The organism is Arthrobacter sp. Br18 (assembly GCF_000520555.1).
Lineage (GTDB): Bacteria > Actinomycetota > Actinomycetes > Actinomycetales > Micrococcaceae > Arthrobacter_D.
Genome location: NZ_AZSA01000250.1, coordinates 1 through 11954, shown reverse-complemented (window position 1 = coordinate 11954; position 11954 = coordinate 1). Strand labels below are relative to the sequence as shown.

The window sequence follows — 11954 nt, the reverse complement described above, 5'->3', positions numbered from 1 at the left end:
AGACCTGCATCCCAGCGTCGATCAGCCGGACATCTACCTGCTCCGTGTGGGGTGGGAATCGCTGAGCGACCATACGGAAGTCTTTCCCGAGACGGATCAGGGCCGCAATGTGCTGACCCTGCTTCAATCACACGTCACCTCGGTGGAAATGATTCATTTCGACGCTGACACCGTGCAACCCGATTAGATGTCACGAAGCGGCTGATCGGAATGGTGGTTATGTTGCGGGCTTAGCCTAGATCCACCGATCAATTCTTGGGTCGCCCGGCGTTCTAAAGACGAAATACCCGTCTCTTCGGGGAAAATAGAGGTTGTCTAAAGCAATTTTCGCCATGAGGAGAGGGCATCTCGCAGATGCGAGTTTTCCACAAGCAATCCGCTGTGTCAGCTTCCTTCGATGAATGCAACCTTGTGTCCTCCGCCGGGCTGCTGCCCGTCATGACCTTGGCCCGTGATACCGGGCTGCACGAACTGGCTGATCAGTGGCTGTCGGTACCCACGGACAAGGGCACGAACGCCGGGGTGAAGGTCGCATCTCTGGTCGCCGGGATGGTTGTTGGTGCGGATTCGATCGATGGCCGCCACGTGAGTCGAAACCACAACCGCGGGCTTTGTCCGCAGCCGAGCAGGTCGAGGTGAGTCCGTACTTGACGATGGCCGAAGGTATCAAGGTCACCGCGCAGTCCTTTACCCGAGATGTGTCCCAGCTGTCCTGCTGCGCCGCCTGACCAAAGCGAAGCCCCGCACCAACATTTAGAGAATCGACGCAGAGGAGTTATTTCGTGAGTGAGCATTTTGACGTTGTTGTGCTGGGCATGGGGCCGGGTGGCGAGGTTGCCGCTGGGCGTCTGCTGAAGGCGGGCAAGAAGGTTGCTGTTATTGAACGAGAGCTCATTGGCGGGGAGTGTGCCTATTGGGCGTGTATTCCGTCCAAGACGGTCCTGCGGCCAGCCGAAGCCCGCATCGGGGTGGAACGGGCGGCTGGGGTGTCGGGCGCGGAACTCGACTGGGCGAAAACCGGTGCTTACCGTGATTCGATGATCCGTAACCTTGATGACACCGCACAGGCCGAAGGGTACGAGGATCAGGGAGCCACCGTCATCAGGGCTGAAGCCCGCATCACCGGGCCCGGCCGGGTTCGGGCCGGAACACGGGAACTGACCGCTGAGCACATCATTATCGCCACGGGCTCAGAAGCCATCATCCCGCCGTTGGAGGGCATCGGTCAGGTCAGGGCGTGGACCAACCGTGAAACTTATACGGCGAAGACCCTGCCCGGGCGGGCGGTAATTGTCGGCGGCAGCGCTGTGGGTGTTGAAACGGCGACCTTCTTGGCCCGGTTCGGGGTTCAGGTTATCCTGATCCACCGTGGAGAGCGTTTGATGGACCGGGAGGAGGCCAAGGTCGGTGAACTGGCACGCACCTATCTGAAGGAAGCCGGCGTCGACATCCGGCTGCGAGCCTCGGCCCAGGAAGCCCGCCGTCAGGGCGATGACAGCATCATTGAACTCGACGACGGGACCGAGGCCGCCGGTGACGTCGTCATCTTCGCCACCGGAAGGAAACCGCGTACCGAAGGATTGGGTTTCGAGGAGGCAGGGGTTGAACTCGGCGACAAGGGGCAGGTCCTGGTCGATGAGCACCTGCGGGCAAAAGCCAACGTATGGGCGATCGGTGATGTCACCGGCATCATGCCGTTCACCCACGTCGCCAAGTACCAGGGAAGAATCGCCGCCGATGCAATCCTTGGACAAGCTCACCCGGCAACCTATGACGGGATACCGCGCGTGGTGTTCTCCGACCCGGAGATCGCCGCCGCCGGTCTCACCCGGGACCAGGCAGAAGAACAGGGAATCCGTATCGAGGCAGTGGAGCTTGATTTGGCCAAGGCGATCGCCCGGCCCTGGACTTATGATCAGGACCCCCGCGGCCACCTGGGATTGCTGGCTGATGCTGACCGGAAGGTACTTGTCGGAGCCTGGGCGGTGGGGCCACAAGCCGGTGAATGGATTCACCACGCGTCGCTGGCCATCCGCACCGGCATCCCACTGGAGGTACTGCGCGATCAGATAGCACAGTTCCCCACCTTCCACGAAGCATATTTCGAGGCCCTTGAGAAGTTCGGTTCGTAAATCCTTGGGCGGGAAGGACGGCGCGAAGGGTAAAGCCTATGGTGGGGTTCAAGGCTTGGAAGCAATGCCGTGGTGAGGATCGTTGCGCCGGGGAGGCGCTGCAGCAAGACACGTGTAGTCGGGCAGGAAAAATCGGAAGGACGTGTATGAATACGAGGAATTCCGGTGGGGAGGAGCAGGCGGCGGCGGTCATTTCGGATTATGGTCTGCTTGGTGACTGTCAGGGAGCTGCTCTGGTCTCACGGGAAGGATCGGTGGACTGGTGGTGCCCAGCGCGGTTTGATGCGCCCAGCGTCTTTGGCCGCCTGCTTGATGTGGATGCCGGGTACTGGCTCATCCGTCCGACGGAGGATTTCACGGTCAACCGGCGGTACCTACCGGGCACGATGGTCGTGGAAACGGACTTTCACTGCGAAAGCGGGGATCTCCGGCTCACCGATAGCCTTTCTTTGGGAATGGGGGAGCGGGGGCACCAGATCGGGCACAGCTCCCCGCACCTGCTCGTCCGGCGGCTGGAGGTAAGCCGGGGGCACGTCCAGGTGAGGGTCGAGTTGGCGCCAAGGCTGGAATACGGGCTCATCACACCGGGCTTCACACGGACTGCAGCAGGGTGGGAGATAGCAGGAGGCGCTGACCGGTTGTCCCTGACCGGCGACATCGTTCTCGACGTCGAAAACGGGTGTGCGGGCGGAACTTTCACCCTTAATGCCGGTGAGAGCGCGGCGTTCGCCCTGCAACACCGTAGTTCGGTCGACAGCTCGGTTGATGGTTCGGTTGACGATGTTGGTGGAGAGCCGGGCAGTGCGGCCCGGCTGAGTGACACGATCGCGGCGTGGCGGTCCTGGGGCGAGATCCATCAAAGCTATGAGGGGCCTTACCGGGAGCAGGTGCAGCGCAGTGTGCTGGTGCTGCAGGCTCTGACGTACCGCCCGACCGGGGCAGTGGTCGCTGCGGCGACGACTTCGTTGCCGGAGGAACCTGGAGGAAGCGCTAACTGGGATTACCGGTTCGGGTGGCTGCGCGATGGCAGCCTGACCCTTAAAGCGCTGTGGATCGCTGCGTGCGCCGATGAGGGACAGCAGTTTTTTGATTGGATCACTTCTTCAGCCGGCCCGACGCGGGAGGGCCACCTGCAGATCATGTTCGGTGTCGGCGGGGAACACGACCTGAGCGAACATTCCCTCGACCACCTCACCGGGTACGCGCAGTCCCGCCCGGTACGGGTCGGTAATGAGGCCTGGAGCCAGACGCAGCTCGATGTCCTCGGGGAGGTCTTCGAATGCGCATGGATACTGCGTGATCAGCTCGGGGAACTATCAGCCCAGACAGCGGGGTTTCTGGTGGCGGTCGCTGACCGGGCCGCGGGGACCTGGCACGAAAAAGACTCAGGAATATGGGAAGGACGCGAAGGTGATCGGAATTACCTGACATCGAAGCTGATGTGCTGGGTCGCACTGGACCGGGCGGTGAAACTTGCTGACCGCCTCGATGCCGCTGACAGGGTGGCGGGGTGGGAATCCGAGCGCGATAAAATTCGGGCGGCAATTCTGGAGCGGGGTTGGAACAGCGACGTCAATGCGTTCACCGGTGCCTTCGATTCCGATCACCTCGACGCCGGTGTCCTCCTGATGCCGATGATGGGATTCCTGCCCGCCACCGACAACCGTGTCCTGGCCACGATGGACACCATCGAACGGGATCTTTCCACCGGGGCTCTGGTCCAACGGTGGACGGATGCAGGAGATGAGGGCGCGTTCATTATCTGTTCCTACTGGCTGGCCGCTGGACGGGCCATGGCAGGCCAAATCGGGCAGGCGAAAAAAATCTTCGAGACCGTCACCGGGTACGCCAACGATCTTGGGCTTCTCTCCGAAGAGGTTCACATTCATGAGGGGACCCTGATCGGTAATTTCCCCCAGGGACTCTCACACATCGGCCTCATCACTGCCGCCTCGGCTATCGCGCAGGCCGAACACCCCGAAAACCAGCAGGACCGCCAACGCTAACCCCCAAACCACCAATCAGCACTAACTAAAGGAGATGGAAAGAAGTTATGGGAAAACTGGAGAACAAGGTCGCATTCATCACCGGATCCGACTCAGGGATAGGTCAGGCCACAGCCGTCGAATTCGCCCGTGAAGGCGCCGACATCGTCGTGCACTACCTCGAGGACGAAAAAGGCGCCAACACCACCCGGGAGCAGGTCGAAGCCCACGGTCGTAAAGCGATCGTGGTTCAAGGAGATCACGGCGACGAGGCCAAGGTGCAGGAAATGTTCCAAGCCGCATTCGAAACATTCGGTCGGATCGACATCCTCATAAATAACGCCAGCGTCGACGCGTCCGGCACCTATGTCGCGGATCTGGAGATCGCCAACTTCGAACGTACGATGCGCAGCAACCTCATCGGGCAGGTTATCTGCTGCAAACACTTCATCAACCATCGCAAGCAGCAGGGCGGCGGCGGAAAAATCATTAACATAACCTCGGTCCATCAGGAGCAGGCACGGGCGGGCGCGGCAGATTATGACTGTTCCAAAGGTGCCCTGCGTAACCTCACCCGCACCCTCGTGCTGGAGGTTTCCGAGATGGGGATGACGGTCAACAACATCGCCCCCGGCATGGTTCTGACCCCGTTCAACCAGAAAGCGATCGATGACCCCGAATACCGCAAGGAGCAAGTTGAGAGCATTCCGCTGAAGCGAGCCGCTGAGCCCGGGGAGATCGGTCGTCTGGCTGTATTCCTGGCTTCGGCCGACGGAGATTACGTGACCGGGGCAACGTACGTGATGGATGGCGGGCTGATGCAAATGTCTGGTCAAGGCGCCTGATCCCGCACTGCACAACAAGCAGCACAGGCCGGGATTCTGGTGACCCGACAGGTTTTGCCCCGGCATGCCCATCCCGCCTGTCGGAGGGCCCGCGCCGGGCGGAGTGAAAACCTCAGTCCGGCGCGGACTCTCAAGTGAATCACGAAGTCGGGCGCTCTTTGGCCGGGCTGGGCAGGAGAGGCGCCGGAAAACAATCGGTACAGCCGCCCGCAAGAGAATCACGAACCGCGCTGGAAAGAACGTGTTGTTGCCGACGGATAGGAACAGGAACTACACGGGCTTCGTTGCAGGTTGAAGGACTGTTCAGCTATTGAAGTGATCGCGTCACGATGAAAGGATTATTGATGGTGTCGGGGTTGGAGCGGGATTCCAGAGCGCTGTCTGAGACCGAGGCGGAAATTTATGTCGCTTCCGTTTGTTTCAAGACCGGCCCGCCAGGTGCAGTGGGCGTGGAAATCGAACGGATTGTGCACGATCCATCCGACCTGCGGCGGCCCGTGCCGGTAGCGGAAGTCCGAGCCGCAACTGCCGGAGCGGGACGCAAGCTTCCCGGTGGTGGTGTGATCACCTATGAACCGGGAGGGCAGCTCGAGTTGAGTTCGGCCTGCGGGGCGGACCTTCCCTCGGTCATTGATGCTGTAAGAGCTGATCTGAGCGTTATTGACGGTACTTTCGAGGATGCGGGACTCTCTTTCAGCGGTGTTGCACTGGATCCAGTCCGTCCGCCGGTGCGAACGCTGGATCATCCGCGCTATGCGGCCATGGAAGCCCATTTCGATCGGACGGGTCCGGCCGGCCGCACCATGATGTGTTCCACCGCATCCCTGCAGGTGTGCCTGGACGCCGGTCTCCCCGGAAGCGGTACCGGCAGCGCCGTGCAGCGCTGGCAACGCCTCCACCGTCTTGCACCGGTGCTCGTCGCGCTTTTTGCCAACTCACCCTTCCAGCAGGGGGCACCCAGCGGCTGGCAAAGCACCCGGCAGGCAGTGTGGTTGAACACCGATCCTTCCCGCACATCGCCGGTTCCCGATTCCGATGATCCACCGGTCGCGTGGGCCCGCTACGCCCTCGATGCGTCAGTCCTGTGCATACCCGCGCCGCGGGGTTCGTGGGAAGCTCCGCGCGGCTTGACCATGCGGGGCTGGCTGCGCGGGCACGGCCCCCGCCCCGTCACGCGGGAGGACCTCGACTACCATCTCAGCACGCTCTTTCCCTTCATCCGCCCCAGGGGCTTCCTCGAGATCCGGGTGATCGACGCTCAAGCCGGATCCACCTGGGAAGCCGCCGCAGCAATAACTACTGCACTGGTGGAGGACGAACGGGCAGCTGACATCGCCGCGGAAGCCTGTACGCCGGTAACCGCGCTGCCCGATCCGATGACCGTCGCGGCCCGGGATGGGCTGGCAGATCCCGTCCTCGCGCAGGCCGGGCTTGCTTGTGCTGAGGCAGCGCTGGATTCACTGGAACGGCTCAAGGCGGACGCCGACACAAGATTCCGGGTCGAATCCTTCGTTGAGGACTACACCGCGCGGGGCCGCTCTCCCGCAGACCAGCGGATCGACGATTGGCGCCGCACCGGACGGTTCTCCGGGCCCCTACAGCGAAAGGAAACAATCCGATGACAAATTCGGTCCCGGCAGCTACCGGCGCTGTCCCTGGCACACTGCGCGCTTTCATTGCGGAGGGTTTGGAGCGTGCGCGGGGGCGTACGCACTCCCTCACCGCGTGCGACGAGGAGGAGTTGCTCAAACAGCATTCACCGCTAATGTCTCCACTGGTCTGGGATCTGGCGCATGTCGGCAGCCAGGAGGAACTCTGGCTGGTCCGCGACGTCGGCAGGATGGAGCCTCTTCGCCCGGAGATCGACAGGCTTTACGACGCCTTCGAGCATTCGCGCAGCAGCCGCCCCTCACTGCCGTTACTGACCCCTCGGGACTCCCGTGGCTATCTTGCCGAGGTCCGGTCGAAAACGTTGGACATCCTGGACCGGGTTCCCCTCGAGGGTTCGCCGCTGCTGGACGGCGGGTTCGCCTTCGGCATGATGATCCAGCACGAACAGCAGCATGCCGAGACCATGCTCGCGACGCATCAGCTCCGGGTAGGCGAACCCGTGCTGCACCCGGTGAAACCGGAGCCCGGTGTGCTGGCCCACGGTGTCAGCGGACTTCCGCCGGAAGTCCATGTGCCGGCCGGCTCCTTCACGATGGGCACCTCGGTGGAGCCCTGGGCGCTGGATAACGAACGGCCTGCCCACGAGGTGGACGTTCCCGGCTACTGGATCGACACGGTTCCCGTGAAGAACGGCGCCTTTCTTGATTTCATCAACGACGGCGGATATTCGAACCCGGACTGGTGGACCGCTGAGGGATGGAGCCACCGCAACGATGACGGGCTGACGGCACCGAAGTACTGGAAGCAGGACGGTAGCCAGTGGTGGCGCACCCGTTTCGGTGTCCTGGAGCCGATTCCCCTCGACGAACCCGTCCAGCATGTCTCATTCTTCGAAGCCGAGGCCTACGCCCGGTGGGCCGGACGGCGCCTGCCCACCGAGGCAGAGTGGGAGAAAGCCGCCCGGCACGACCCTTTCAGCGGCCGCTCCCGGCGCTATCCGTGGGGTGACGAGGACCCGACGTCCAGCCACGCGAATCTGGGGGGAGCAGCGCTGCGGCCTTCCCCCGTCGGCTCCTACCCCGAGGGGGCGTCCGCGCTGGGCGTCCGCCAACTGATCGGCGATGTGTGGGAATGGACCTCCAGCGACTTCGGCCCCTACCCGGGATTCCGCATGTTCCCCTACCGCGAGTACAGCGAAGCCTTCTTCGGTGGAGGCTACAAGGTACTGCGCGGCGGGTCCTGGGCTGCTGACGGAGCAGCGAGCCGGGGCACATTCCGGAACTGGGACTACCCGATCCGGCGCCAGATTTTCACCGGCTTCCGGACAGCACGGAATGCCTCTCCAGCCGGAGGGGAGTAGCCGATGTGCCGTCACCTGGCTTTCCTTGGACCGCCGACACCGCTGGCCACGCTGCTGGTCGCCCCCGAGCACGGTCTGCTCCGCCAATCCTGGGCGCCGAGGCGCCAACGCAACGGCACCATGAACGCGGACGGGTTCGGTGTCGGCTGGTATGCCGAGGCGGATCCCCTGCCGGCCCGCTACCGGCGCGCCGTCCCCATGTGGACTGACCAGTCCTTCGCCGACCTGGCGCGGGTCACCACCAGCACAGCGGTGCTGGCCGCCGTCCGTTCGGCCACACCCGGAACGACGCCGGACGAGGCAGCCGCAGCCCCCTACACCGCCGGGAAGTGGCTGTTCAGCCACAACGGGCGCATCGACGACTGGCCCCGGTCCGCGGAGGCACTGGCTGCCACGCTGCCGCCGGCACGGCTCCTCGCCCTCGAGGCCCGGGTGGATTCGGCACTGCTATGGGCACTGGTCCTTCAGCGGCTCGACGCGCTGGACCCCGCGGCCGGGAATTCAGCTGCGGACGCCCTGGCGCGGGTAGCGGCCGATGCCGCCGCGCACGGCACAGGGAGGTACAACTTCCTCCTGACCGACGGAACCACGATCGCTGCCACAGCGGCCGGTGATACCCTTTTCTGGCGCTCGGACAACAGGGGAACCGTCGTTGCCAGCGAGCCCTCCGATGACGGCGCCCAGTGGCATGAGGTTCCGGACCAGTCCCTGCTGGTAGCCACTTCGCACGGCGTCGACATAAGCCCGATAACCCCCGCAGAGATGGAGCCCGCGCTCACATGAACCCTTCAAAAACTGCTCTTGAAATAGTCCATCACCTGCCACCGCATTACCTTGAGCGCACCCTGCGCGAGGACGTGCGGGCGGGGCTGAGCAAACCGGCGAAGACCCTCCCGCCCAAGTGGTTCTATGACCAGCGGGGAAGCGAACTGTTCGAGCAGATCACGCAGCTTCCCGAGTACTTTCCCACCCGCACGGAACGGCGGATCCTGGAGGATCACGCAGGAGAGATGGCGGCGGCAAGTCCTACCGAGACGCTCATTGAACTGGGCTCCGGATCCTCGAGGAAAACCCCCCTGCTGCTTGACGCGCTGAAGGCAGCCGGGGACCTGCGGAGCTATGTTGCCGTTGACGTCAGCGACAGCGCGCTCACGGAGGCCAACAGCGGACTGTCCCGGAACTATCCCGATCTGGTCCTGCAGGCAGTGGCCGCCGATTTCGAATCGCAGCTGCAGCTCCTTCCACGGGACGGACACCGGATGGTGGCGTTCCTAGGCGGCACCATCGGAAACCTCGAGCCGGAGGCCCGTGCGCGGTTCCTGACCCAGGTACGCGAACTTCTGGGTGAGGAGGGCGGATCATTGCTCCTGGGCACGGGCCTGGTGCAGCCGCCGGAGATCCTGATTCCCGCCTACGACGACCCGACGGGCGTGACTGCCGACTTCAACCGGAACGTGCTGCGCGTCCTCAATGCGGAGTTGGGGGCGAATTTCGACGTCGAGGCGTTCGAGCACATGGCGGTGTGGAACAAGGATGAGGAGTGGATCGAGATGAGGCTCCGGGCCACGCGCGCCATGCAGGTGCAGCTGCCGGGCGCCGGACTCGACATCAGCTTCGACCGGGGGGAGGAGCTGCGCACCGAGGTGTCCGCGAAATTCCGGCCGGCGAAAATTTCCGCTGAGCTCGAGGCCGCCGGACTGACCATCGTCGGGCAGTGGACGGATGCCGAACAACGCTATGCGATGACACTGGCCGAACCCCGGTAAGCCACTGATCAGCGGAACGGCTGTTCAATTTTGGAGAAGCCACGTTCGCGTGTAACTGTCCGTCCAATCAAGTGAAGTGAGCACATGAATTCAGGCATTCCAAATACTTCCGTCCTGCGGCTTTTCACCTCGGAATCAGTAACCGAGGGCCACCCGGATAAAATGTGTGACCAGATCAGCGATGCCATTCTTGATGGTCTGCTGGCGCAGGATCCCAACTCGCGCGTGGCTGTCGAAACGCTGGTTACCACCGGGTTGGTTCACGTTGCAGGTGAAGTGACCACCGAGGCTTATGTTGAAATTCCGGAGATCGTACGGCGGACCATCCTTGAGATTGGGTACGACTCCTCAGCCAACGGGTTCGACGGAGCACGCTGCGGGGTTTCCGTGTCGATCGGGCAGCAGTCCCCGGAAATCGCCTCGGGGGTCTTCACCTCCATTGAAAGCCGTGAGGGCACAGGGTTGGACCCCTACGACACGCAAGGGGCAGGCGACCAGGGCATCATGTTCGGGTACGCCAGCGACGAAACTCCAGTCCTGATGCCTACACCCGTATGGCTGTCACATCGTCTTTCCGAACGGCTCACCTCCGTGCGCAAAGACGATACGCTCCCCTACCTGCGCCCTGACGGCAAAACCCAAGTCACCGTTGGTTACGACGGGGATCGTCCGGTGTCGGTCGACTCGATCGTTATATCATCCCAGCACGCGGCAGGCGTATCACTTGAGGAACTTCGGGCGGACCTCATAACGCACGTGATCAATCCCGTCCTGAAAACCACCGATCTTGATACTTCCACGGTCCGGCACATTCTGAACCCGGGCGGAGAATTTGTGATCGGAGGGCCGGTAGGGGACGCGGGATTAACCGGACGTAAGATCATTGTCGACACCTACGGTGGGATGGCCAGACACGGCGGAGGCGCATTCAGCGGCAAGGACCCCTCAAAAGTAGACCGCTCGGCCGCCTACGCCATGCGGTGGGTGGCCAAAAACGTTGTAGCTGCCGGTTTGGCCCGCCGCGTGGAGATCCAGATCGCCTACGCCATCGGAATGGCGCAGCCCGTCGGGATCTACGTCGAAACCTTCGGCACCGAAATCGTGGATCCGACCGCTATCGGAACAGCAGTGCGCGAGATCTTCGACCTGCGGCCGCTCGGAATCATCAATGCACTCGACCTCTTACGCCCCATCTATCAAAACACTGCAACCCACGGACACTTCGGCCGCGAAACCGAAGGATTTACCTGGGAGCTGACAGACCACGTGGACAAACTGCGAAGCTACTTCAACGCCTAAGTACAAAATTAACGGGTCAGAAGGGCTTCCTTCAGTGAAGGGCGTGGATCAGGCGGTCTATTTCGGAGTCGGTGTTGTAGTAGTGCACTGAGGCCCGCACGACGATGGTCTGTTTTCCGATACCGGGCCATAGGACAGCATCGGCTGTGGACGGGGGCAGTGCCGCGATGGAAACGTTTATCCGGTGCCCGGCGAGGCAGGCCTTGACTTGTTCAGCTGTCCTGCCCTGAACTGAAAACGTCACGATGCCGCACTTGATCAATCCGCGGTCATGAAGGTGCACAGAGGGGACCGAAGCAAGCCGAGACCGCATTGTGTCAGCCAGGGTTCGGACCCGATCGCGAATGGGCTCCAGCCCCAATTCGAGGGCGTAATCCACGGCTCGGCCGAGACCGAGCCTGCCTGCAATGCTGGTCTCCCAGCTTTCCAGCAGGCGTGCCTGCGCTTTGGGTTCGCGCCCGCCGGGACTGCGCATTGTGGGTTGCCGGTCCCGCAACGCTGGCTCAAGTCGTTCGAGCAGGGTCTCGCGTACATGAACGAGTGCGGTGCCGCGCGGCCCGCGCAGAAACTTCCTTCCGGTACCCACCAAAACGTCACAACCCAGTGCGTCAACGTCCAAAGGCATCTGACCGACTGACTGACAGGCGTCAAGAACGAAGGCCACTCCTGCAGCCCGACAGCGTTTACCCACCTCTGCGGCCGGGTTGACCATACCCTCACCCATAGGCACATGTGTCAGCGCCACCAATGCGATGTCGCCCCGGTCTAGCTCTCGCTGCAGGTGCTCCACGTCTACCTGCCCATGGCTGTCATTATCAAGGACCACCAACTGAAGGCCATGCCGCCACGCCAAATGCCGCAGGACAAGGACGTTGTTCACGTACTCCATGCGACTCAGCAAAACCCGCGACGTGGCGAAAGGCAAGGCCGCTACCACCAAAGCCCACCCACTGGAT

General features: G+C 62.5%; 9 protein-coding genes and 2 pseudogenes. 10 read left to right on the top strand and 1 reads right to left on the bottom strand.

Features of this window, described 5'->3' with window-relative positions; translation table 11 throughout:
- The 10 genes and pseudogenes from Y704_RS24265 to metK form a co-directional block, all read left to right on the top strand.
- A pseudogene (locus tag Y704_RS24265) lies at positions 1 to 187 on the top strand (hypothetical protein); the annotation flags it as partial.
- 167 nt (positions 188 to 354) lie between these two features.
- A pseudogene (locus Y704_RS24980) lies at positions 355 to 576 on the top strand (IS1380 family transposase); the annotation flags it as partial.
- A 206-nt stretch (positions 577 to 782) separates the two neighbouring features.
- Positions 783 to 2132, top strand: a complete 1350-nt coding sequence (locus Y704_RS0101230; RefSeq protein WP_026548781.1) for a dihydrolipoyl dehydrogenase family protein — start codon at positions 783 to 785, stop codon at positions 2130 to 2132.
- 146 nt (positions 2133 to 2278) lie between these two features.
- Positions 2279 to 4138 carry a glycoside hydrolase family 15 protein gene (locus Y704_RS0101225; protein ID WP_051476575.1) on the top strand — a complete coding sequence of 620 codons (1860 nt, stop codon included), beginning with the start codon at positions 2279 to 2281 and terminating at the stop codon, positions 4136 to 4138.
- 47 nt (positions 4139 to 4185) lie between these two features.
- On the top strand, positions 4186 to 4962 hold the full coding sequence (locus tag Y704_RS0101220; RefSeq protein ID WP_026548779.1) for an SDR family NAD(P)-dependent oxidoreductase: 777 nt from the start codon (positions 4186 to 4188) through the stop codon (positions 4960 to 4962).
- 329 nt (positions 4963 to 5291) lie between these two features.
- Complete coding sequence (gene egtA, locus Y704_RS18040; RefSeq protein WP_343212792.1) at positions 5292 to 6584, top strand: ergothioneine biosynthesis glutamate--cysteine ligase EgtA; 1293 nt, start codon at positions 5292 to 5294, stop codon at positions 6582 to 6584.
- Positions 6581 to 7933 carry an ergothioneine biosynthesis protein EgtB gene (gene egtB, locus Y704_RS0101210; protein ID WP_051476574.1) on the top strand — a complete coding sequence of 451 codons (1353 nt, stop codon included), beginning with the start codon at positions 6581 to 6583 and terminating at the stop codon, positions 7931 to 7933. Before egtA ends, egtB begins: the two co-directional genes overlap by 4 nt.
- 3 nt (positions 7934 to 7936) lie before the next feature.
- Positions 7937 to 8716, top strand: coding sequence for an ergothioneine biosynthesis protein EgtC (gene egtC, locus Y704_RS0101205; protein WP_026548777.1), 780 nt, complete (start codon positions 7937 to 7939; stop codon positions 8714 to 8716).
- On the top strand, positions 8713 to 9699 hold the full coding sequence (egtD, locus tag Y704_RS0101200; protein WP_026548776.1) for an L-histidine N(alpha)-methyltransferase: 987 nt from the start codon (positions 8713 to 8715) through the stop codon (positions 9697 to 9699). Before egtC ends, egtD begins: the two co-directional genes overlap by 4 nt.
- 84 nt (positions 9700 to 9783) lie before the next feature.
- Positions 9784 to 10998, top strand: coding sequence for a methionine adenosyltransferase (metK, locus tag Y704_RS0101195; RefSeq protein WP_026548775.1), 1215 nt, complete (start codon positions 9784 to 9786; stop codon positions 10996 to 10998).
- A gap of 31 nt (positions 10999 to 11029) precedes the next feature.
- Here metK and Y704_RS0101190 read toward each other — a convergent pair.
- A partial coding sequence (locus Y704_RS0101190; RefSeq protein ID WP_026548774.1) for an aminotransferase class V-fold PLP-dependent enzyme occupies positions 11030 to 11954 on the bottom strand: 925 nt, incomplete at its 5' end.

Coding starts and splice junctions, on each gene's coding strand:
- Y704_RS0101225 (WP_051476575.1), top strand. CDS start 2,279: ATGAATACGAGGAATTCCGGTGGGGAGGAGCAGGCGGCGGCGGTCATT.
- Y704_RS0101220 (WP_026548779.1), top strand. CDS start 4,186: ATGGGAAAACTGGAGAACAAGGTCGCATTCATCACCGGATCCGACTCA.
- egtA (WP_343212792.1), top strand. CDS start 5,292: ATGAAAGGATTATTGATGGTGTCGGGGTTGGAGCGGGATTCCAGAGCG.
- egtB (WP_051476574.1), top strand. CDS start 6,581: ATGACAAATTCGGTCCCGGCAGCTACCGGCGCTGTCCCTGGCACACTG.
- egtC (WP_026548777.1), top strand. CDS start 7,937: ATGTGCCGTCACCTGGCTTTCCTTGGACCGCCGACACCGCTGGCCACG.
- egtD (WP_026548776.1), top strand. CDS start 8,713: ATGAACCCTTCAAAAACTGCTCTTGAAATAGTCCATCACCTGCCACCG.
- metK (WP_026548775.1), top strand. CDS start 9,784: ATGAATTCAGGCATTCCAAATACTTCCGTCCTGCGGCTTTTCACCTCG.